The sequence below is a fragment of the Paraburkholderia sp. NPDC080076 genome, from assembly GCF_050281145.1.
Taxonomy (GTDB): domain Bacteria; phylum Pseudomonadota; class Gammaproteobacteria; order Burkholderiales; family Burkholderiaceae; genus Paraburkholderia.
The window spans coordinates 519,873-542,280 of the sequence record NZ_JBNNWQ010000001.1; the positions used below are offsets into that span (position 1 = coordinate 519,873).

Below are 22,408 nucleotides of genomic sequence, written 5' to 3' on the forward strand. Positions count from 1 at the left end.
CATCGCCGGATGAACGCTGACAACGAATCGCCGCACGGGCTGGCAGGCGCCCTGCGCAGCGGCGGCGCAAAATGGGGGCAGGAACGAAGGCTCGAATTCATCGACTTCCGGCTGCGTTGGGACGGTCGTTTTAACCGAAGCGACCTGACCGGCTTTTTTGGGATATCGATTCCCCAGGCGTCGCTTGACATTGCCGAGTACACAAGGCGCGCGCCGGGAAATCTCGACTACGACCGGACGGGAAGGCTATATGTAGCTGGTCCCGTGTTTAGGCCGCTCTTCGAATCGAGCTCTCTCGAACATTATCTGGACGATCTGCTCAGGGCGTCCGAGGGAGTAGAGGTACCCTACGGGAGCTTTCTCGGTTGGCATCCTCCCGTGGCATACGCGACACCTCCTTCAAGGCGAATCAGCGCCGACGTCGTTATAGCCGTTGTGCGGGCGATCAGGGATAGACTCTCACTCACGCTGCGCTACCAGTCCTTTTCATCAATCGAGCCCACGGTTCGTCTACTGAGTCCACACGCTCTTGTCCACGACGGTTTCCGCTGGCATATGAGAGCTTATTGCCACTCACGTCGGCAATACCGCGACTTTCTGCTTTCCCGGGTCGTCGAAATCCAACAAGTCGAACCGACCGATCCTCTGATCGAGGAAGACGTTGAGTGGGAAACGAGGGTTAAGGTAGTGATAGCAGCTCATCCTGATCTTGCCGAGGCACACAGGCGCATGATCGAACTGGACTACGGAATGCAGAACGGCGTATGTGCTTTCGAATGTCGGCAGCCACTGCTTTTCTACGTGCTTCAGCAATTACGGCTCGATGAGGAAGAGAGTCCTCGGTCGCCAGAGGCGCAGCAGATTATTCTGGCCAACCGCGCAGATTTAATTTCTCACCTTCCAAAAAGCAAGTTCCGATAACGTCACCCATGCTTTTCCACAATCTGCCAGGGTAACGCGAGGCGAATGCGGAAAGCCTTTTGATCTGCACGGTCCACCGCCGATACCATCTGCGAACGTCACGGCGTGCGCAGTGCGCCCTCTGGAGCACGGACACCTCGACGTCGCTGAGCGTCCCCGCGTAGATAGTGCGGAGAAACTTCAAGTCGGCCTGATAAACGCGAAGAAAATTTGCAGCTCCGCTGGCAACCTACAACTGCCGTTCCAGTACACGCGTGGGGCTGGGCAGCGACGTGGCGGCAATGGATAGCCTATTGGAACAACTTTGACGAGAATGGGCGCAGCTTTACCCGATTTTTGATCGCAGTGCCGAAGCCCCACACGCGACCGAGAATCGGCGGGAACGTGCGGTCTCAATTGAACAGCAGATTGACGATTAGGCAGCAGCCCCTGACAGCAATGTTGGGGGCTGCTTTCCGCGAAACAGGAGTAGATTGTCAAAAACCAATCCGCTCACCAGTCACTGATATGAGCAAGATCTCCCAACCAGGACCCTACGATGAGCGACGCTGCTAGTTTCAGAGCGCATAAATTCAGGCAGCTAGACGATCGCCTCTGGCAGAGCTTGGAAAGCAGTACCTATTATTTCCCCGACCCAGCGAAGCTCAATGACCCTGCTGACTGTCAAATAGACCTCGTGAAAGCTTTTCGATTGGCGCGAGCAGGACAAACGGCAACGCACTCGCCAAAAGCCGAGGAGTGGTTTCTACGCCTAGCCGATGATGTCGTGAAAAAAGCAGAAACATGTGGTGTTTATAGCCTTTGCGCAGGTGAGATCACCGGTGACGACCAGCGACTTTTTTGGGCGCACTACGCTGCTAACCATACCGGCGTGTGTCTCACCTTCGACATTCCATATGCTTTCATCAGCGACACGATGGTGGGAGTCGCCTCAGTTGTATATTCAACCGACGCACTGTTTGATGCCCTCCAGCGATTAGATCTGTCAAAGAAACCAGATTTTGGCAAAGATATTCAGCCAATATTAACAACTTACCTTACGACGAAGGCGCCTGAGTGGAAGTACGAGCAGGAAGCCAGGTTGATTTCCTTTCATCCTGGTCTGCAAAATTTTGATCGAAGTTGGTTGAAGCAAATTTGCCTTGGCTTGCGCACGCCTGATGCTGACCGCGAGCGGATTCAGGGCCTTGTGGAGAAGTATCCTGACTGCAAGTTGGCAGAAGCCGTCAGAGAAGAAAATGATCTATTCCGCATCGCGTTACGAGAGGTACTTCGATAGTGCGAGAAGCACTAGCAAGGTACTCAATACGCTTAACCGGTTACAACGCTGTTGAGTCCAATTCGAAGCCCACAACAACGCATGGCACGGACTGACTCCCTGGAAGAACGCATGTATGATTAAGCGAAAATTGGTCAGAGCGCTGCTGAACTCGGCTGGAGAGTGGAACAGCCAAGATTCACAACGCTATCGAAGCAAAGGTGCTGGAAGAGTATCAGCGAACGTTTCCGGCAGGTGCAGAGGACGTCGACGGTATTCCCGGCAACATGTGGACCTTCTACTACAGCCGTATCTCGAACACAGCGAACCTTCTGGTCCGAATTTTGGCGGTTTTTATCACATTCATCGCCTTGATTGTGTCGGTGATTGTCTTGCTTCACTCCTACACAACGATGCGCTTGCGCTGATCGGGGTTGATCACTGAAGTGCGTTGACCGCCGTACCGGCGCGCTGAAAAAATACAAGTATGAAAATCGACATCATCAGCAGCGACGGCATTCATGCGTCCGAGAAAGACGCACTCGAACGCATGCGCCAAGCCTTCAACCTGTCCGAGTACAGCCAGAAGTGGCATGGCTATGCCGGTTTCATGATGATGGATACGACGTACCGGGACCGCGAGATCGACCTGGTGCTGTTGACCCATGATCGGCTGCTCATTGTCGAACTCAAGAAATGGCGCGGCAAGATTGAGCCAATGCAGGACCACTGGCTACGCGACGGCGACGACATGGGCCGCTCGCCGGTCAAGGTTCTGGCCGACAAATGGAAGATCCTCTCGTCCAAGATTCGGGCCCGGCTATCCGCGCCAGCCAAGCAGGTCTACATCGACTATCGGGTGGTCATGTGTGGCAACGCCGACTTCTCGGCCGTCCCGGACGACGAAAAGGCCTTCGTGCGCACGCTCGATCAGTTCCTTAAGATAGCCAAACCCGGCGGCTACCGCCAGGAGTTCGGTGAGTTGCAGGCCCGAAAGCCTAATGAGTACCTTGACGTGTTCACCCCGTTTTTTCGGGGCAGGGACTTTAAGCCTTCCGGCTTTTCCTTCAACAACTTTCAGATCGTCGGCGAGGCGACCTTCCCCCATCCCGATGGCCTTTACACAGAATACAAATCGGTCAAAAAGGACGACCACCGCCATGAGGCGCTGCTTCGGCGCTGGAACTTCTCTGCATTGAGGGGGGTTGCCGACACGGTTGACGAGCGCGCACGTATCGCGTTACGTGAACACAAGGTGCTTGGGTACATTCACGAACAGAACGAGCAGCTTGATAGCGTGGCCCTCCAGCCCTTGTCCCATCCGACCCGGGATGACATCGATGCCGACTTCTGCGAACTCTACCGGCTTCCGTCGCGACAGTTGCGACTTAACGAGTTCGTGCACCGGTACGGCCACGACTTGAACTTCGGGGAGCGGCTAGCGCTGGTCAAGGTACTGCTGTCTCACTTTGCAGAACTGCATGACGCTGGCGTGGCCCATCGGGATGTCAGCGATCACAGCCTGTGGCTGGAGCGTCCCTCGAAGGTGTCGATCTCGGGTTTCTTAACCGCGTATTTCCCGGAGGCTGGGACGGTCGGTCCCCTGCGAGACAGTCTTCGAGCAGGCAAGGCGGTGCTGCCGGAGGACTCAGAGATCGGGCAGGGCGAGGCCAGTGACCCTTTTCGTCGCGACGTGTATCTGCTGGGTGTCGCCGTGCACCACCTTCTGTTTCTCCGCTTGCCCCTGCTGCAGCACGGACTGTTCTTATGGGAAATGCCGACGGACATGGATTGCGATGCAGGCCTGGCAGCATGGTTCGCACGCGCCCTCGAACTGATCCCAGAGGAGCGCTTCGCGAACGCACGCACCATGCTCGATGGCCTGAACACGTTGCCGTTGGGGCAACAGTCCGCGGCGGGCGTCGACCTGGCGGTGTTCGAGCCGTATCGCACCGATCTGATTCCCATGGTCGTGTACCCGATTGAAGAGCACCTCAAACAGGGGTCTAGTCACCTCTATAAGTCCACACTCGGCGGCAGAAGCATCACGGTGAAGGTCTGGTATGGACGCAAACCCGATGTCAAGCGGCCAGCAGAGACCAACCAGTTGCAGGCCTTCCTAGACAAGGCGCGTCTTGTGAAGGCGCAGCCATGTGCGTCGCTCGCGGAGATAATCGACTTCGGGATCTCGGATGCGGGAACCTTCCTCGTACAACATTGGCTGGAGGCGCAATCATTGGACGACGCAGCCCGTGCGTGCGCCACCGGGCGCCGGGTGCTGGAACTCTGTCAACAGTTGGTCAAGGCCACGTTACATCTGCATGGCTCGGGTTTGCACCATGGTGACCTGCATCCCGGCAACGTCGTGGTGGAAGGCGACGAAGTTCGATTCCTCGATGCCATCGACATTGTGCCCGTTGGCAACGCGGGCCTGCTTACGCCAGCGTACGCGCCTGCCGACCACGAATCCGTTACGCTCGACCAGCGTGACTGCTACGCCGTGGCCAAAATGTGCGGCGAACTGCTCGATCTGGACGTCGTTTGGGATGGCTTGGGTTCAACGCCCTTGCGTGAGGAGATTTATCGCTGCCTGAGTCGTGAATTGCGAGTATATGCGCTGGACCGCATCGACGATTCCCTGGCGCGCCTGCTTAATCCTCCGCCTGTAAGCACCGGGCCGAGCGTGGCCGTTTTGGTACGTCAGTTGACATCCCGTCAGGAGCTGGCCGGCGATAACGGCAAGTTCCACGTGGGGGTGTGTGCCGAGAACGTGAGAAAGCCTCATCAGCAGCGGCACGTTGTGGTGTCGATAGCCGGCGTGCGAAAGCGGCTGTTGATTCTGCTCAAACCGACCGCTCTGGAATTTGCGTCGCTACGTATCCAGGAGATGCCGCATAGCATGTTCGTGCGAACAGCATCACAGGCTGTTACGACGCTGGAAGCCACGCTGCACCTTGAGCCGGCGCCGGCGGACGATCCGACTCGACTACTGGATGTTCTGGAAGCCCTGTCCGACGTTCGCGCGGCGATGGACCTGGTCCGCGTCCAGATCCTTGGGCTCGAGGCCCAGCCTGCGGCTGAAGAACCGGACGACGTGGAAACGCCTGAGCAACCGCGGGAAGCTCCGCGGACGGAGGCGCTGTGGCGGGCCATACTGGATGCCGAGGAGGCCACGCTACCCGAAGTCGAAATCGCCGCGCCGGTGGCTCGTGAGATGAATGGGCGGCGTGACAAGCTTCGTATCCCCTATCGCAAGGACGGCGAGCCCCTAGACTATGAGTCAGACGCCAAGGTCGAAGCCTTGCAGGAGATCAACGGCGAGCTGGTGCGTGTGGGCGACGTCGACATGCGCGAGACGACGCAGTCCATCATCGTGCTGGACAATCCGCGCCTGCGGATGCAGTCAAATGTGGGCGATCGAATCAAGCTGCGCAGCCAGCAGGACCTGTCGTCTTTCCGGCGCCGGCGCCTTGCCGTGACGCGTATCCTGGCTCGTGAGTCAGTGGTTCCGCCGCTGATCGACTACTTCGATTCTCTAGACTGTCCGGAGCCGCTGGCCCTGCAACCGGCACCGAGCGATGCCGATCTCGATGCCTACAACCGTTATGACAAGGATGGCCAGCTGGTGTTTTCGCTCAATCGCCAGCAGCGCGACGCCTTTGCCAAGCTATGGTCTTACGGGCCACTGAGTCTGCTGCAGGGGCCCCCTGGTACAGGTAAGACTTCTTTTATAGCTTCCTTCATTCACTATGCCTTGTCGCAGGGAGCCCAAAGCATCCTTTTGGCCAGCCAGTCGCATGAGGCGGTGAACAATGCCGCAGAGAAGGCCATCGAGCTATGCCAGCATACCGGGCTGCCGCTGGACGTTGTGCGATTCGGGGCTGAAGGCATGGTGTCCGAGCAGTTGCGACCACACCATTCGGCCGCCATCCTTCAGGCTTGCCGGGACCTGTTCCGCTCCGAAATGCGCCAGCGCGTCACTGCGCTCAACCGCAACCTGGGCTTGCCCAACCAGTTCGTGGAGCGGTGGTTCGACATCGCGTTCCACCTTGGGCGGCTGCTAGAGGAAATGGACCGTCTGAGTGTAAAACGCGATCTGGCTGACGTGGCCAGCGAGGCGCGCAAGTCGCTGGAGGCGCGCGTCCATCAAAGACGTGAGCGCTTTCAGACAATTGCGCTGGAGAAGTTCGGCCATGTCGGCAACGGGCAGCCCGACGAAGTTATTGATCAGCTGCGCTGCGAGACTATGGCGTTGCACGGCGTGACGTCACCCGATGCTGTGGCCCGCCTGGACCAGGTCATCGCCATGTCCCAGGAGTGGGTAGACCGACTCGGTACGCTGCGCGGGAATTTCGAGGAGTTTCTGGCGAAGACCCGATCGCTGGTGTGCGGTACCTGCGTGGGCCTAGGGCGCTCCCAGTTCGGCGTGGCGAACAATCACTACGACTGGGTGATCGTAGACGAAGCTGCACGCGCAACGCCTGGAGAGCTGGCGGTCGCGATCCAGTCCGGGCGTCGGGTCCTGCTTGTGGGCGATCATCGGCAGTTGCCTCCGCTCTACACCGAGCCTGTCGTGCGCAGGATAGCAATTGATCTGCAATGGCCGGACCGATCGGCTCTCACGCGCAGTGACTTCGAGCGCGCCTTTGAATCCGCTTATGGCCGTCGGGTCGGTGCCGTTTTGCGAACGCAGTACCGTATGGCGCCGCCAATTGGCGCGCTGGTGTCGGCCTGTTTCTATCCGGTGCCGCTGGAGTCGGGTCGTGGCGCTCCGGCATCATGGTTCGAAGAGCTTCCCGAGCGCATGAGTTCCATCGTGACCTGGGTCGACACTTCCGAGGCGGGCCGCGAGTCGTACGACCGGGCTAAGAACCCGGGCTTCGACAATCCCTACGAAGCCCGCGAAATCCTTGACCTCCTACGTTCGATCTGCACCAGCGGAACATTCATCCAGTCGCTGATGGCGGACAGCGCGGAAGACGAGAAGCCAATCGGCGTGATCTGCATGTACGCGGAACAGGAGCGCCTGCTGCAGCGTTTGCTCAGCGAGCAGGATTGGGCGATGGGTTACCGGCGTCTGATCAAGATCGACACCGTCGACAGTTACCAAGGTAAGGAAAACCGCATCATTATCGTCTCGACCACACGCAACAACGGCCACTACGAACAGGGCTTCCTGAGCAGTGGCGAGCGGGTGAACGTTGCCATCTCGCGCGCGATGGACCGGCTGGTGATCGTCGGCGCGGCGCGCATGTGGCGGGAGCGACATCAGGCCTCGGCGCTGGGCCGCGTACTGGCCTATATCGAACAGCATCGCGACGGCACAGCCTACAACGTCATCGAGGTGTCGGCCATCTCTGGAGAACGGGCATGATCACGGTGGAAGAACAACGGCTCCGGGAACAGCTTGCGATAGACGAGATCACCTTTGCGATTCCCGCGCAGAGCTTCGCGATCGCATGCGCGATCAGTGCAGAGGAAGCGCTGCCGGTAGTCACCGAATTCGCGCTTCGCATCGCCTTCGTTTGCGGTAACTTGAGTCCAATCCAGATCCAGGAATTCTTCGGCTTTTCGAAGAAGGAAACCGATGCCGTCATCAAGGCGCTGCTGGGCGAGCGCCTGATCCAATGGAGCGAGGATCAACTAGAGCTCACGCCATACGCGCTAGCGCGCTTCCAGGACAGCTCCGATAACCTGCCGCGTTTCTTCAAGATCCAGGACTGGAGCGCAGAGGTTGTATTCGACCTGATCAGCTTCAACCCCGCCAACCGCCCGGATCGGATCAAGCGTGTACGCTCGCAGGTGGAGCTTGCTACACGCAACTTCGACAAGCAGTCGCGCACCATCCAGTATGCGGAACAAGCTTTCCAGCAACACCTCAGCCAGATCTGCAAGAAAGAGAAAGCCGAGATCTACAAGATCAGTGCGGTAGACGCAGGTGAGCGCTTCAGCATTCCGTTGCCCTGCGTCTTCCATCTTGACCTGGAAGGTCAGGTGAGCGTGCGCCGCAACATCGATGACGAGAGCTTCGGTAGCCGCCTGGAGATTTCTGAGGCGATCACCGACGCGCTTGCCAACCAGGATCGCGGCAACAACGAGAGTCTGCGCGACTTCATTCGTCTGTTTGACGACACGCTGCTGGGGCGATATGTCTCGAACGATGCCTTCGACCTGCGCCGCTATGTGCAAGAGGTCCACCTTACTGGCGTTGCGAATTACGAGGATGCTCGGGTCTTTCCAATGTTAGGCGCGCTGCACCTGCCGCGTAATGCAGATCTGGTTTTGGGACGGGTTGCGACCGAACTAGCCCAGCTTGATTTGTCGACTTCAGCCAAAGAGGACATTGACCAGGAGACCGGTGCGCCGTCGACTGCCGCACCGGAGGCTGCAGGAACCGGGGTTTCCCAATACCGGCAAGGCCTCTGGTGGGCACCGCAGTTGTCCCTCTGGGCTCGCGCCCGCGGAGCGCGGGATCTTGTGCAAAAACTTGATCGCGTCCTCTCCTCGGCGCCCGGGTGCGGTGCGCCGCCGCATAGTGGCATCCGCGTCGTGGTACCCGCCGATCGGCGCTCAACCCGGGAAAGGCTGTCGGTGTACTGGGACTTGTTTCCGCGACTGTTTGGCGCGGACGTGTCGCTCATGAACGGCAACCTGGAATTGCTGCTAGTGCCGGATCTGTTGGTCTGCGCGCTATTTCATTTCCATCTCGCTCACCAACCCGTTGCAGTCCCCATCGGCTTCATGTCTTCACAGCCGGACCACCTGCAGGCCGCCGGCGCACTGGTATCGAACCGAGTACGCGGGAAACCTGAGTTGCTATCTGCGTCTAGGGACGACGGCGGGGGCGAGGCAGTACAAGAGCTCACGCTATTGCTTGACGGGCTTGGGACTAGGGGTTTGACGCCGACACCATCGGGTAGGGCGCGTCTGACCTTGAGAAAGCCTGTGTGAGGACGCTGAGAGCGTACTTCTCGTCACGCTTTCCTCGGCTACTGGGACTGTGCCTTGCGATTTTTCTCGCGGCGCCGCTGCTTAACGCGCCTGTGGGAATTCTGACGAAGACTACTCGGCGAGTCATCGAGGCAAGCTCTTTCGAAGGTCTTGCTGAAGGAAAACTGTTGGTTGCGCTCGCCTTAAGAACAGTCGTCGTCGATTTTTTTCATCGAGTGCTCAATCGGACTATTACTGTCGACGAATCCGAAGCGGACTGGGGAGGAAACTGTCGACGCTGTTGCCTGTGCAGAGCTGATCCGGCAACGGAACTGAAACAAAACCTATGACGGTAATCGCGATTTTCGAGGGGCTTGGGATTGGCATCTCCGATCTCTTGATGAGCAGAGACGTTCGGGGAAAATGGATGTATCTTCCATCTCTAGGTGAGCCGCCAGATCACATTCAGCAGCTTTCGTTCAGTCCGACGCGACTCGTACGAAAGGTGGGATACCTAGCCGTCGGCGCGTCGGCAACACAGTTCCTTATCTGTGGGACGGTCGCGCACGCAGAATCGTTTCTGAAAATCGCTCAAGAATTGGTATCGGGCAATCTCGCGCCGCCCTTGGTCGCTCCGCTGAATCGTGATGACATGGCGAGTGTCCTGACACATGCCGCCGAGTTCTCGAGGGTAAAGCGCGAGGTAGACTTCGCTGCACTCGCGTTTCGCGGAGTGCACTCGATCATCGTCGGTAGGACCATCCGGCTGGATTTGCCGTACTTCGGGAAAATAACTCTAGGGGGCAGCGGAGCGCCCGCACTCGAAGAGTTTTTGCGCAACCAGTCGTATCGTTATCAGCGTGATTTCGGTGACGAATCGGATTTTGGGAAGGGAATGCGTGTGGCGCATCACCTTCCTATGCAGTTGCTCGCGGCGGATAGGCGAAACCCTAGCATCACGCTTTCAAAGGGCGTTGGAGGGTTCTATGAGGTCTGGTTCAACCTGAATAGCGGTCTCGGTGAAGACGATATGGGTTGGGTCCGCATTCTGGCTGACGTGGAGCCGCCGTATGCGAGGGGCGTCACGGTGCGAGCGTTGTGGTGGCATGCGTATGCACAGGGCGATCTTGTCGTTGCTTCGGCACCATGCGAAGAGTCGTTCTTGGCACCTGGCGCTACCGTGTCGATCCCCAAAGAGAAAATTAAGGTGGACCGATTCCCAACGTTCACCGATTTCGTTCAACGCCAACCGCCGTCGATCGACAGTCTATTGCCGAAGATCGTACGCGCAAAATTCTTTACCTCGAGCTTATCGTTGTCGCGCGATGGAAACGACTTTCTCGCGACAACGATGGCGACGCGGAATCTGTCGGTCTTTCAGATATCTTGGGACAGGACCGGGATTCGCATCAAGCTCGACAAAGACCGTTTCCTAGGTGTCATCGGCGCACTATCGAAGGCTTCGGTATTTTCCGAACACAGTGATGACGATGGCGGATAGAGGTGACCTCACTCGTTCGGACAGTCTTCTGAGATTTTTAAGTGGGATGTCCGGGGCGGTCATGCTGCCAATTTGATCGCAGGCAGCGTCGCGAAGCATGCCCCCTCATCAGGCGTGCGGCCAAACGCGAGTCTCGCAGCGCATTGTCCGCGCTTATCGTCAGAACCTGAAGGCATGTGCGCCGTGTTCCAACCGTGCCTATCCGCCGCGCGCGGCCCATGTCCGCGTCATGGACCCGGAGAAAGACCGTACCAAGTATCAGCTCGTTCATTTGACGTCGCATGCGAAGTCGGAAGGCGACACGCACACAGGGTGCTTGGTTTTGGAGCGTATCCGCGACATGCTCGGCCCAATGGGAGAAAACACGATCCACAGCCTCGCGTCTGTCTTCTCCCCCGCGCCCCCTCCAATCCGAAAAAAAGATAGCCAAGACAGACAAATCCAAAACACCTAAAAGCCAGTCCGGCGCCGTGCTGCCAATCACACCGGTGATGAAACTCAACACCACGCCGAGATGAAACGAACCGCTGCCGCCGATGCGCGCGACGATCGCCGCGGCGATGACGCCGGCTGCAAAACCGGTAGCGTGATGTGCTTTGCTGGATGCCATCGAAACTCGCGGCAGAGCGCCGCATCAAGAACAAAGGGCGGCTATGTTCGCAGATGAGCGGATAAAAAAATAGCCGACACGCGAGTTAAAAAAATCGCGCGTCGGCGTAGCCTTCAAAACGCAGCGTGCGACCGAAGCTCAGGTCGCGCAGCGTGCAATATCGAAGCGCATTTCCGGTTCCGGCGGATCGTCCGGCGCGTTCGCGGGATGCATCACCTTGATGACCGAGCCGGTGTTCGACGGCGTCAGCGTCACGAAATACGAGTTGTTCGAATCCGAGCCGACGGCGATCTCCGTCGCGCCGCCGACGCGCGACATACGCACGCGTGACAACCGGCTTTCGAGGCAATCGGCGATATAGGCAGGCGCGCGTTGCGACGACACGTACATCATCGGCAGGGACGCGTCGCGCGCTGGGCCGCTGGAAGAACCGCAACCGGCAAGCGCAGCGAGCGCGGCAGCAGCGGGGGCAAGCAGGAGAAGTCTTTTCATGGTCTGGTCGTCGGCGTCCCCGGTCGTACGCGGGAACTTGGGGCGCGGGCGAAGCGCAACGCGATAGAGCGCAACGTCATGCTTCGCGACGAAGCCGCCGTTCAACCGCAACGGCATCGCGACATCGCAACGTTGCGGCAAGGAAGGCAACTGCGCTCAGTATACCCACCGGGTGTGCGCGTCGTCACTATCCACGGCCCTCGGCATTGTGTCCAAACGTAAGGGCTATAAAAAACCCGCGACGTGATCGTGTCACGCGCGGGTTGCTCACGGAGCGAATCGATACATTCGCTGCGCACGTACCACCTGAAAATACTTAGAAGCGATGACGCAGGCCGACTGCCGCTGCCAGCTGATTGCCGTTCGACGACGGTGCGAGGGTGTTGATCGCCGCGACGTTCGAGCCGAAGTTGCCGAGCTCGCCCGACGCATGCTGATACACGCCTTCCACGTACACGTCGGTACGCTTGCTCAGCGAGTAGTCGCCTTGCAGCGACACCGTGTGCCACTTCGGATCGCCCGAACCGTTTGAGCCGGACATCTTGCCGTCCGTGAACGTGTACGACGCCGCGAGGCTCAGTGCCGGCGTCAGTGCATAGCGGCCGTTCACTTCGTAGTTGTCCAGGTGCAGGTTGGTGCCGGCGACGCCGGGCAACGTCGTGCCGCCGACATCCACGCCGGTAATGCCGTCGAGTTGTGTGTGCGTATAGACGAAGCCGACCGTTGCCGGGCCATACGTGTAGTTGATGCCCGCGCCATACGTGCGCTGCAGATCGGCTGCGATCGCCGCGGTGCCGTCGCCTTGCGACACGGCGCCGCTCAGGTTCGAGCTGCCCGACTTGTTCAGTTGCAGGTAAGCGGCGGCAACGCTCAGCGGACCGTTGTCATACGAAGCGCCGACGCTCCATGCACGGTTGTTGGAGAAATCACCGGCCGAATTGCTGAAGCCATACAGGCCGCCGAACTTCAGGCCCGCGTAGTTCGCGCTCGTGTACTTGACGGCGTTCTTGATCGAGAACGAGTTATCGAGGTTGTCGTTGTCGAACGGGTGAGCCGCGAGGTTGTTGCCGTAGCCCGCGCCGGCTTCGGACAGCGGCGCCAGGTAGTCGACCACGGAATCGTATTGACGGCCGAGCGTCAGCGCACCGTACTGATCGCTTTTCAGACCGACGAAAGCCTGACGGTTGAACATCGTGTTGCTTTCCGTGTCCTGACCGTTATTCAGGTTGAAGCCGTTCTCCAACGTGAAGATCGCATGCAGGCCGCCGCCGAGGTCTTCACTGCCGCGCAGGCCGAAGTAGGTGTTCGACACCGAGCCGCTGCCTTGTTGCCAGTTGCTATGGCCGCCCTGGTTGTTCGAGTAGACGAGGCCGGCGTCAAGCGTGCCGTACAAGGTCACGCTGCTCTGTGCATGGGCGCTGATGGCAACCGCGCCCAGGAGGCCTGCTGCGATGAGGGTTTTTTTCATGGTTAGATAACTCCGAAACAGTGCATGGGGAATCGCATTCCAGTGCTCACCGCCGATTGCGCCGGCGGGCTGACGATCCGCTGCGAAGTGTATTCCTGCTATTCCTATCTTTAATCGCATATGACACAACAATGAATTCTCGAATCCGTAATGGTGAATACGGAATTGTCTAAGTGCGGGTAAATAAAGAAAAAATCTGTTCGGCTATGAATTCATGGATGCCGTGTCAATGGCGTGTTGTTGCCTGATCGCGACGAATCGCCGCAAGCCATGAGCAGTAAGGATTAGCGTCTATTTCGAGATATTTCGTCGATTTATTCTAGTTCCTGCAATGCACTCTTCCAATTCGCGGGATCTATTACGATGAATTACGGTTCTACAATTCGTCTTGCCCCTTGACCAAGGGTGTCTTTTTCATCTTTATACGCGGCCTTCGGGCCGCGTTTTTTTATGATTTTTTATAATCGGTTTATAAGTTCCCGCGAATAAGGAAATAGATTATTTCGATTGGCAATGCGCTCGCCGTGGCTTGTCCGTTCGTCAGAGGGCCGCATCCGCCGAGTGCGAGGCGGGTAGAATTGCGCGCTTGAGATGTGTTTCCGCCCCCGCGAACGTGAGTGAACCTGTAATGACCGATACACCCCTTCCATCGTCCGACACCGCTGAAGATCTCACGACGGAAGGCTCGTCCGAACTGGGCGAGACCGTGCACGAAGCACGCCTGTGGCGCGACGACGGCTGGACCGCGCGCGTCATCAAGAATGAAGACGACGAAGGCTGGGCCGTCGAAATGATCAAGGACGGCGAAGCGGAACCCGCGCTCGTCGGTCCGTGGACGATGGGCCGCAACAAGAAGGATCCGAAGCCGCTGGACACCTCGGCGTTCAACACGCTGGTGAAGACCGCGTCTGAAGTGCTGCGGCGCCACGAGCAGCAACTGCGCGCGCAACTCCATAAGGAAGTGCGAGTGGCGAGCGCGGACGGCAACGACGAACTCGACATCACGCTCGACATCGTTCCCGACGAAGACGAACCGTATGCGTTGTTGACCGCGCTCGACACGTTCGGCGAGCAGCTCGCGCAAGTGCAGGTCGCGCCCAACTTCAAGCTCAGCAAGGCGAGCGCCGCGGCGTGGGTCGAGAACGAGTTTCGCCGTCCAGGTTAAAGATCGGTTCCGCTCGCGGCCTGCGACAGGCTCCGGGGCTGGCCAGGCTGCCTCCCAACGGCCTGAACAAAATATTACTAAAACCTGTCAATATACTTTCACATTCGCTTCATAGAATCCTCGCGTCATAGCGGCGCGAGCGTGAACCATGTGGTTTTGGGTCTGAGTGCGTGCCGGCTGTGCATTCGCCCACGCTACCCAAACACTGGATCACGACAACATGGCAGAGCCGCTCGACCTTTCCCGCCGCAAGGCCCTGAAACTCCTCGTGGGCGCGCCGATGCTGCCGCTCGGCGGGCTCGCCACGGCTTCGATGCTGACCGCTTGCGGGGGCAGCGACGAACTGGCGACGCCGGTCAAACCGGTCGCGAACTTCGTCTCCGCGGCATTCGCGAGCATGGCCGCGCCGACGCTGGCCGACCCCGCCGCCATGGCGAAGACCACGGTCGCCTCGACTTTGACGGTGCAACTGAGCGACGGCAGCAGCCGCGCGTTCAAGCTGGCGTATCAGCCGTTCTTCGTCACCGGCGACAATGTGCCGAACGTGAAGGGCGGCACGATCCTAGCGGGCGGCTATTTCGACATCAACAATCAGCCGATCGTCGATAAATCGGTGGCGGGCAAAGAGCGCCAGTTCTACTCGGATTGCCCGGACGGCAGCTCGCTGATCCGCCTCGACAATCCGGCGGTGAAGGGCCTCAAGGGCAACGCGGTGTTCGCCGTCGTGCAGTTTGAATACGCGACCCGCGATCAGAGTCTGGTGTCGATGTACGGCCAACTGCCGTCGCCGATCGCCGTGCTCACGCTCGATCAGGATCCGGCCACCGGCAAGCTCACGCTGGCGGGGTATTCGAACGTCGATACATCGAAGGCGCATGGTTTGTGGATCACCTGCGGCGCGAGCCTGTCGCCGTGGAATACGCATCTGTCGAGCGAAGAGTACGAGCCGGACGCCACCACGATTGCCGGCAACGGCCAGTTCAAGGGCTTCAGCCGCAGCCTGTATGGCGATGAAACCACCGCGAACCCGTATCACTACGGGCATCTGCCGGAAGTCACCGTCAATCCGGACGGTACAGGCACGATCAAAAAGCACTACTGCCTCGGCCGCATCTCGCACGAGCTGATTCAGGTGATGCCGGACAAGCGCACCGTGCTGATGGGCGACGACGCGACCAACGGCGGCCTGTTCATGTTCATCGCGGATCGCGAAGCCGATCTGTCGGCGGGCACGCTGTACGTCGCGAAGTGGACGCAAGTGTCCGCGAGCGGCGCGGGCGCGGCGACGCTGTCGTGGATCAACCTGGGCCACGCGACCAGCGACGAAATCGAGGCGCTCGCCAACCAGTTGCGCGCGAGCGACATCATGGACGTCGCGACCAAAGACCCGCTCGATCCGGCCTACACGAAGATCAACTACAACGGCACCTTCAACTGGGTGCGTATCAAGCCCGGCATGACCCAGGCGGCCACGTGCCTCGAGACGCATCGCTACGCGGCGCTGGCCGGCGGCAGCATGGGCTTCACGAAACTCGAAGGCACGACGGTCAATATCAAGGACAAGGTGCTGTATTCGGCGATGTCGCGCATCGAGAAGTCGATGGTGCGCGGCAATGCGGCATCCACCGACGTGGCCGTCGACAAGACCATCAACGCCGGCGCGGTCTACGCGCTGAACATGAAGGGCGGCCAGCGCGACCGCAGCGGCGCCGCGATCAACAGCGAATGGGTGCCGGTCGACATGGCCGCGCCGGCGGCGCTGGTCGGCGAGGATCTGCCAGCGGCCGATGCGCTCGGCAACACCGCTAACCCCGAGCGGATTGCGAACCCGGACAACCTGAAGTTCTCGGAGAAGCTGCGCACGCTCTTTATCGGCGAAGACAGCGGCATGCACGTGAACAACTTCCTGTGGGCGTACAACGTCGACACGAAGACGCTCGCGCGCGTGCTCTCTTGTCCGGCGGGCGCCGAGTCGACGGGCCTGCACGCCGTCGACGAAATCAATGGCTGGACTTACGTGATGAGCAACTTTCAGCACGTCGGCGATTGGGAAAGTCCGTTGCACGACAAGATCAAGTCGACGCTCGATCCGCTCGTGCGGGCCAACTACAAGGACCGGTTCGGGGCGACGGTTGGGTATCTGACGGCGGATCCGGCGGGGATCAAGTTGTAAAAAGGGTGTGCGTGGGATCGGCCTGCCACGCGCGTGATGGCGTGTCGGTCAGGCCGCGCACGGGATCGCCGAAACCCGGCGTCCATCTCTTTGGCCGGCCAATTCTCGCAAGCATGGTGACCGCGCGCCGCCTCAACTCCGTTTACAAAAAATCGCCGTAATAAGCGGCGCTACGCGGTGCACGATCGCCGTGCTGCCGGTGCCGGCAATCGCGTTCCGAACCTTGGCTTCGCTGCCGAACACCACGACGCCGTAGGCCGAACGCGCGACCGGCTCGCCGTCGCCGACACGGAACATGGGATCGTCTTTTTCGTAGCCGACCACCGCGAACACGCGAAAGCCGTATGCGGTCAGATCCGCGCCGGAGGTCGGCGAGAAGGCATTGATCGAATTGCTCTCCACGCGCGTGGGCTTCGGGTCGATCATCTGTTGCTCTGCAAGGTCGGCAATGAACTGATGGCCGCTTTCATTGCAGGCGAGCGGCGCGTCGAGCGCGGTGGCGTAACTGGCGAGCGGCAGCGCGGCGGCCACCAGAGCAAGGAGTACAGACGAAAAAAAGCGTTTCATAAGCGTGGACGGCCACCCGATTCGATGTAGTGTGTTCGCAACGGGCGGTGGCGTGATCTCGAGACCCGAAAAGACGTTGCGCATCGACGTGATCCCCTTGAGGGCAGGCGCAACTGGTTTGCACTTTATCGCGATTCGGCAAATCTTGCTTTACAGCCAGCACAGATCGGCAACGCGCGGAGGGTAAAGAAACGTACGGTAAGAAAGCAATCTTTTGCGATCCCGTATATATTTCCGGGTTATGAATTCGCGACCCCAACCTCCAATTAACGTTCCGCCGCCCAGAACATGGGACGCGCGGCTCGCCCGCCGGCTCGTGACTCCGCTCGTGAACACGTGGGTCACGCCGAACCATCTGACCACGCTGCGCCTGCTGATCGGGCTGGCAGGCGCGCTCTGCCTTGCTCACGGCGAATTCGCGTGGGTCAACACCGGCGCCTTCCTGATCGTGCTGTCGAATTTTGTCGACCATACGGACGGCGAACTCGCGCGCATCGGCGGAAAGTCGAGCCGGATCGGTCATTTTTACGACCTCGCTTGCGATGCCCTTGTCACCGTCATGTTGTTCGTCGGCATGGGCGTGGGAGCGGGCGCCACGCACATCGCCGGATTGAGAGTCGCGCCGGGTGTGCTCGGCGGCGTGGCCGGCGTGGCGATCGCGCTGATTTTCTTCCTGCGCATGCGCATCGAGGAAATGGCCGGCAAGGCGGGCACGAAGCAGGCATCCGTCGGCGGTTTCGAAACTGAAGACGTCTTGTATCTGCTGCCGATCGTCACGTTGACGAGCGTCGTGCTGCCCTTCGTCGTGGTGGCGTCGATCGGCGCGCCGCTTTTCGCTGTTTGGGTGGTGATTGACTACTGGCGCGTTGCGCGCCGTGCCGCTACCCCGGCGGCCGCTGCCGCCGGCAAGACCGAAACTAGCCAGATGTGGGCCAGCGAATGAGTACGCAGGCCGAAAACGACGTGATCGCGTCCGCTCCGGTCGGACGTACGCCGGCTGCTTCGCCCGCACCGAATGCCGACCGCGCGGTCGCGAGCCGCACGCGCGCGTTCGACAACCCGCGTCTGCGCAAGGATTTCGCGGAGCAGGGCGCGTTTCTTTATCTGGAAGACTTTCTCGCGCCCGAAGTCACGGCGCAGCTCGTCCACAGCGCGCGTTCGCTGCTCGACGAGGTGAACCGCAACTATCTGCCGGGTCACAAGCAGGGCGGCAGCGTCAGCCGTCATACGATCGACCGCCTTGCGCCGTTCATCGCCGAGCTGTACCGCTCGAAGGAATTGATCGGCTGGCTGGAGCAACTGAGCGGCGACAAGCTGCAACTCTCGCCCGCCGACGATCCGCATGCGTACGCGCTGTATTACTACACGCGGCCGGGCGACCATATCGGCTGGCACTACGATACTTCGTACTATGACGGCCGCCGTTACACGCTGCTGCTCGGCGTGATCGACGAATCGTCTTGCCGGCTCGACTACGAGCTCCACACGCGCAATCCGGATATCGCGGATCAGCCGGGCTCGGTGCAGATTCCGCCGGGCGGCCTCGTGTTTTTCGACGGCGACAAGCTGCGCCATCGCATCACGCCCGCTGGCGCGAACGAAATGCGCGTCTCGCTCACTTTCGAGTACGTGACGGATCCGAACATGCGGCCGTGGCGTCGTTTCATCTCGAACATGAAGGACGCGATTGCGTACTTCGGCTTCCGCCAGGTGTTTCGTCAGATGACCCGACGCGGGAAGGACCGCGCATGAGCCGCGCGGCCCTGATTCTGCTGTCGATCGGGACGGCGCTGTTTGTCGGCCTGCTCGCGTGGCAGGGTTTCGGCACGGTCGCCTCGACGCTGCTCGCGGCCGGCTGGGGACTCGCGCTCGTCGCGGCGTTTCACCTCGTACCGCTGATTCTCGATGCCGGCGCGATCTCGGTGCTGTTTCATCCTCGTCGTGACGGCGTGCATCATGATCTGACCTTGCGCGACGCGCTGTTCGCGCGTTGGATTGGCGAGTCGGTGAATAGCCTGTTGCCGGCCGGCCAGATCGGCGGCCCGGTCGTGATGGTGCGGCAACTGTCCCAGCGTGGCATGCGCATGCGCGATGCGGCTGCTGCGATCACGGTCAGCACGACCGCGCAGGCTCTCGCGCAAATTCTCTTCGCATTGGGCGGGCTGTTGCTGTTCGGCGCTTATGCCGCGCACGGCGCGCTGCACGATTTGCAGACCGCGACGTTGATCGCCACCGGCGTGCTGGGCGCGATGATCGTCGGGTTCTACTATGCACAGCGGCGCGGTCTGTTCGGGCGCTTGCTCGGTGTGGTCTCGAAGCTTTTCGGCAAGCGCGACTGGTCTTCGTTGATGACGCGTGCCGAAGCCGTCGATGCCGCCGTGCAGGCCATGTACCGCGAGCGCGGCCGCGTGGCGGCGAGCTTCCTGATGAGCCTGCTGGGCTGGATCGTCGGCACGGTGGAGGTGTGGCTCGCGCTGCGCTTTCTCGGTCATCCGGTCGATTGGGTCGACGCCCTGTTGCTCGAAAGCCTGGGGCAAGCGATTCGCGGCGCGGCGTTCATGATTCCCGGTTCGCTCGGCGTGCAGGAAGGCGGCTATCTGCTGCTCGCGCCGCTGGTGGGTTTGCCGCCGGACGCGGCCTTGGCGTTGTCGCTCGCCAAGCGCGCCCGCGAAATCCTGCTAGGCTTGCCGGGTCTGCTGGTTTTGCACTTCAGCGAACGAAGCTGGCAACGGCGCCGCGCGACAGGGCGCGTGCCGGTTGTCGATTAAACTCCGTATTTTTTCAAAGGACCGCGCATGCGTGCCATCATCCTCGCAGCGGGCCTCGGCCTGCGTCTCCAGCAACCGCCGGAAGCTCAGTTCCCGAAGTGTCTGTTGCAATTCGACGGCATGAGCCTGCTCGAACGGCATCTGCAAATGCTCGAAACCGCTGGCGTGACTGAAGTCGTGCTGGCGCTCGGCTTTCAGCCGGAATCGGTGCAGGCGGAACTGGAGCGCATCAACTGGCCGCACAAGGTGGAAACGGTGCTGAACACGCGTTACGACCTGGGCAGCGTGCTGACGGTGCACACGGTGGCCGAGGCGCTGACGCGCGGCGGCGACGTGCTGTTGATGGACGCCGACGTGCTCTACGACGAGCGCATTCTGGCCGCTTTGGTGGCGGGCGAGACGGTCAACCGCCTGTTGATCGACCGTGATTTCGAAGCCGGCGACGAACCCGTCAAGCTGTGTCTGAAAGACGGCGTGCCGGTCGAGTTGCGCAAGCAGCTCGCCGTCAATCTCGAGTACGACACCATCGGCGAATCGGTCGGGTTCTTCCGCTTCCGTCAGGAAACCGCGCAGCGCTTTGCGCAGATCGTGGCCGGCTATGTAGACAGCGACCGGGCCAACATGCCGCACGAAGAAGCGGTGCGCGATCTGCTGCTTGAGCGCAGCCAGGTGTTCGATACTGCCGACGTGACCGGCGCACCCTGGATCGAAATCGACTTCCCGAACGACGTGGCTCGCGCGAGCACCGAGATCCTGCCGCAGTTGCAGCCGCTGGTCAGCGCATCGCGCTAAGCAGTTCGTCTGCCTCTTCGCTGACGTATCGAAGGTTGAGCCGGCTGAATGCCGGCTCAACCTTTTTGTGCTTATCCCTCGAACCTTTGCATCGCCCGGTGGTTCGTTGCACGCTCAACCATCGCGCGTACGAAAAGACCTCGCGCAACAACATCTGTTGCCGATGCGATGCCATAATCGACGCTTTACACCGACGGCCTTGCAACCCGTCGCCTTGCCAATGCCTCTCGCTTTAGGCACTTTCATTGTTCCGCTGATCGTCGCGTGTGCGATGTTCATGGAAAACGTGGACGGCACGGTCATCGTGACGTCGCTGCCGGTTCTGGCGCGCGATCTCGGCCAGGATCCGATCACCCTCAAGCTCGCCGTGACGGCGTATGTCATCGGCCTCGGCGTCTTCATTCCTATCTGTGGGTGGGTCGCTGACCGCTTCGGCTCGCGCACGGTGTTTCGCACGGCCATCGGCGTCTTCATGGCGGGCTCGCTGATGTGCGCGGCTTCCACGTCGCTCGGCACGTTCGTGGTTGCGCGCTTCGTGCAAGGCATTGGCGGCGCGATGATGGTGCCGGTGGGCCGCATCATCATTTTCCGTTCGGTGCCGAAGTCCGACTTCATTCGCGCGGTCAACTATCTGACGGTGCCGGCTTTGCTTGGACCGGTGGTCGGGCCGCCGCTGGGCGGCTTCATCACGACCTATCTGCATTGGCGTCTGATCTTTTTCATCAACATTCCAATTGGCCTGCTCGGCATCTGGCTCGCGAACAAACACATTGCCAACGTGCGCGAAGCGCATCCGGGCCGGCTCGACTGGACTGGTTTCTTTTTGTCCGCGAGCGGGGCGTCGCTGTTCATGCTGGGGCTTTCGCTGGTGGGCGGCGAGTTGGTGTCGAACACGGTGTCGGTCGGCATGTGCGTGATTGGCGTGATGTTGCTGACGTTGTACATGCTGTACGCGAGTCGCGTCGAACTGCCTGTGCTCGATCTGCGACTGCTGCGCATTCCGAGTTTTCACGCGAGCGTGGTGGGCGGATCGCTGTTTCGTGTCGGTCTCGGCGCCGTGCCGTTTTTGTTGCCGCTCGCATTGCAGGAAGGGCTCGGCATGACGGCGTTCAAGTCGGGCTCGATCACGTGCGCGTCCGCGTTCGGCTCGATCTTCATGAAGGCGGCGGCGTCGCGCATTCTCGAGCGCTTCGGTTTCCGCACCGTGCTGATGTTCAACGCGGGCTGTGCGGGCCTCGCCATCGCGGTCTACGGTCTGTTCTTTCCCGGCACGCCGCATTGGCTGATCTGGTGTGTCGTGCTGTTCGGCGGCTTCTTTCCGTCGCTGCAGTTCACCTCGTTGAATACCTTGGCATATGCGGATATTCCGAGCCGCGACGTGGGCCGCGCGACGAGCGTCGCGAGCGTGATCCAGCAGATTTCGTTGGGGCTCGGTGTGACGATCGCGGGTATCGTGCTGCAGATTTCGCACAACGTGCAGGGTCATTCGACCATTGTGTTCTCCGATTTCTGGCCGGCTTTTCTCGTGGTCGGTCTGTTCTCGTTCATGTCGATTCCCATCACCGCGCGACTGCCGCACGGCGCCGGCGATGAGATTGCGCGCGGCAGTCGCGGGCGGGCGTAAGCGCAATACGCGGTGCGCCATGTTCCGCGGCATGTGGCTTGCCGAATGCCTCTGTCCCGGGCGTTTTGACCAGCGTTTTTGCATGCCGTCGAACCGGTGTTTTTGTGTGCCGCAACATAGACCCTACGACATCTAGCGG

The 22,408-nt window shown here is 60.1% G+C and carries 17 protein-coding genes; 13 read left to right on the forward strand and 4 right to left on the reverse strand.

The window, feature by feature from the left end; genetic code table 11:
• The first annotated feature begins 9 nt into the window (after window positions 1-9).
• The 6 genes from ACQKRQ_RS02370 (at window position 10) to ACQKRQ_RS02395 (ending at window position 10,610) form a co-directional block, all read left to right on the forward strand.
• A complete protein-coding gene (locus tag ACQKRQ_RS02370) occupies window positions 10-921 on the forward strand; it encodes a helix-turn-helix transcriptional regulator (RefSeq protein WP_427474889.1) in 912 nt (303 codons plus the stop codon).
• Window positions 922-1,459: 538 nt separating this feature from the next.
• On the forward strand, window positions 1,460-2,200 hold the full coding sequence (locus ACQKRQ_RS02375) for a DUF2971 domain-containing protein (RefSeq protein ID WP_427474890.1): 741 nt from the start codon (window positions 1,460-1,462) through the stop codon (window positions 2,198-2,200).
• 200 nt (window positions 2,201-2,400) lie between these two features.
• Window positions 2,401-2,607 (forward strand): hypothetical protein, encoded by a 207-nt coding sequence (locus ACQKRQ_RS02380; protein WP_427474891.1) that lies wholly within the window; start codon window positions 2,401-2,403, stop codon window positions 2,605-2,607.
• Window positions 2,608-2,666: 59 nt separating this feature from the next.
• Window positions 2,667-7,553 (forward strand): AAA domain-containing protein, encoded by a 4,887-nt coding sequence (locus ACQKRQ_RS02385; RefSeq protein WP_427474892.1) that lies wholly within the window; start codon window positions 2,667-2,669, stop codon window positions 7,551-7,553.
• Window positions 7,550-9,130, forward strand: coding sequence for a hypothetical protein (locus tag ACQKRQ_RS02390; RefSeq protein ID WP_427474893.1), 1,581 nt, complete (start codon window positions 7,550-7,552; stop codon window positions 9,128-9,130). Before ACQKRQ_RS02385 ends, ACQKRQ_RS02390 begins: the two co-directional genes overlap by 4 nt.
• A 325-nt stretch (window positions 9,131-9,455) precedes the next feature.
• Entirely contained in the window at window positions 9,456-10,610 is a 1,155-nt protein-coding gene (locus ACQKRQ_RS02395) for a hypothetical protein (protein WP_427474894.1), read from the forward strand.
• Between the two features lie 37 nt (window positions 10,611-10,647).
• Here the strand turns inward: ACQKRQ_RS02395 and ACQKRQ_RS02400 are convergent, their stop codons facing one another.
• The 3 genes from ACQKRQ_RS02400 to ACQKRQ_RS02410 all read right to left on the reverse strand — a co-directional run bounded on the left by ACQKRQ_RS02400 (window position 10,648) and on the right by ACQKRQ_RS02410 (window position 13,180).
• On the reverse strand, window positions 10,648-11,220 hold the full coding sequence (locus ACQKRQ_RS02400) for a hypothetical protein (protein ID WP_427474895.1): 573 nt from the start codon (window positions 11,218-11,220) through the stop codon (window positions 10,648-10,650).
• 138 nt (window positions 11,221-11,358) lie between these two features.
• Window positions 11,359-11,829: a hypothetical protein gene (locus ACQKRQ_RS02405; protein ID WP_408175377.1), complete on the reverse strand. Its 471-nt coding sequence runs from the start codon at window positions 11,827-11,829 to the stop codon at window positions 11,359-11,361.
• Between the two features lie 199 nt (window positions 11,830-12,028).
• A complete protein-coding gene (locus ACQKRQ_RS02410) occupies window positions 12,029-13,180 on the reverse strand; it encodes a porin (protein WP_132378241.1) in 1,152 nt (383 codons plus the stop codon).
• A gap of 628 nt (window positions 13,181-13,808) precedes the next feature.
• Here ACQKRQ_RS02410 and ACQKRQ_RS02415 point away from each other — a divergent pair.
• Entirely contained in the window at window positions 13,809-14,345 is a 537-nt protein-coding gene (locus ACQKRQ_RS02415; protein WP_408280698.1) for a hypothetical protein, read from the forward strand.
• 220 nt (window positions 14,346-14,565) lie between these two features.
• Complete coding sequence (locus ACQKRQ_RS02420; RefSeq protein WP_427474896.1) at window positions 14,566-16,518, forward strand: PhoX family protein; 1,953 nt, start codon at window positions 14,566-14,568, stop codon at window positions 16,516-16,518.
• Between the two features lie 132 nt (window positions 16,519-16,650).
• On the opposite strand, the gene ACQKRQ_RS02425 is transcribed toward ACQKRQ_RS02420, so the two are convergent.
• Complete coding sequence (locus tag ACQKRQ_RS02425) at window positions 16,651-17,085, reverse strand: hypothetical protein (RefSeq protein ID WP_427474897.1); 435 nt, start codon at window positions 17,083-17,085, stop codon at window positions 16,651-16,653.
• A gap of 241 nt (window positions 17,086-17,326) precedes the next feature.
• Here ACQKRQ_RS02425 and ACQKRQ_RS02430 point away from each other — a divergent pair, with 241 nt between their 5' ends.
• The 5 genes from ACQKRQ_RS02430 to ACQKRQ_RS02450 all read left to right on the forward strand — a co-directional run bounded on the left by ACQKRQ_RS02430 (window position 17,327) and on the right by ACQKRQ_RS02450 (window position 22,269).
• On the forward strand, window positions 17,327-18,028 hold the full coding sequence (locus ACQKRQ_RS02430) for a CDP-alcohol phosphatidyltransferase family protein (protein WP_427474898.1): 702 nt from the start codon (window positions 17,327-17,329) through the stop codon (window positions 18,026-18,028).
• Window positions 18,025-18,837, forward strand: a complete 813-nt coding sequence (locus tag ACQKRQ_RS02435) for a HalD/BesD family halogenase (protein WP_427474899.1) — start codon at window positions 18,025-18,027, stop codon at window positions 18,835-18,837. The genes ACQKRQ_RS02430 and ACQKRQ_RS02435 overlap by 4 nt, the downstream gene beginning before the upstream one ends.
• Window positions 18,834-19,853 carry a lysylphosphatidylglycerol synthase domain-containing protein gene (locus ACQKRQ_RS02440; protein ID WP_132378230.1) on the forward strand — a complete coding sequence of 340 codons (1,020 nt, stop codon included), beginning with the start codon at window positions 18,834-18,836 and terminating at the stop codon, window positions 19,851-19,853. Before ACQKRQ_RS02435 ends, ACQKRQ_RS02440 begins: the two co-directional genes overlap by 4 nt.
• Window positions 19,854-19,880: 27 nt before the next feature.
• Window positions 19,881-20,645: an NTP transferase domain-containing protein gene (locus ACQKRQ_RS02445; RefSeq protein ID WP_408175208.1), complete on the forward strand. Its 765-nt coding sequence runs from the start codon at window positions 19,881-19,883 to the stop codon at window positions 20,643-20,645.
• Window positions 20,646-20,865: 220 nt separating this feature from the next.
• Window positions 20,866-22,269, forward strand: coding sequence for an MFS transporter (locus ACQKRQ_RS02450; RefSeq protein ID WP_427474900.1), 1,404 nt, complete (start codon window positions 20,866-20,868; stop codon window positions 22,267-22,269).
• Window positions 22,270-22,408 lie beyond the last annotated feature (139 nt).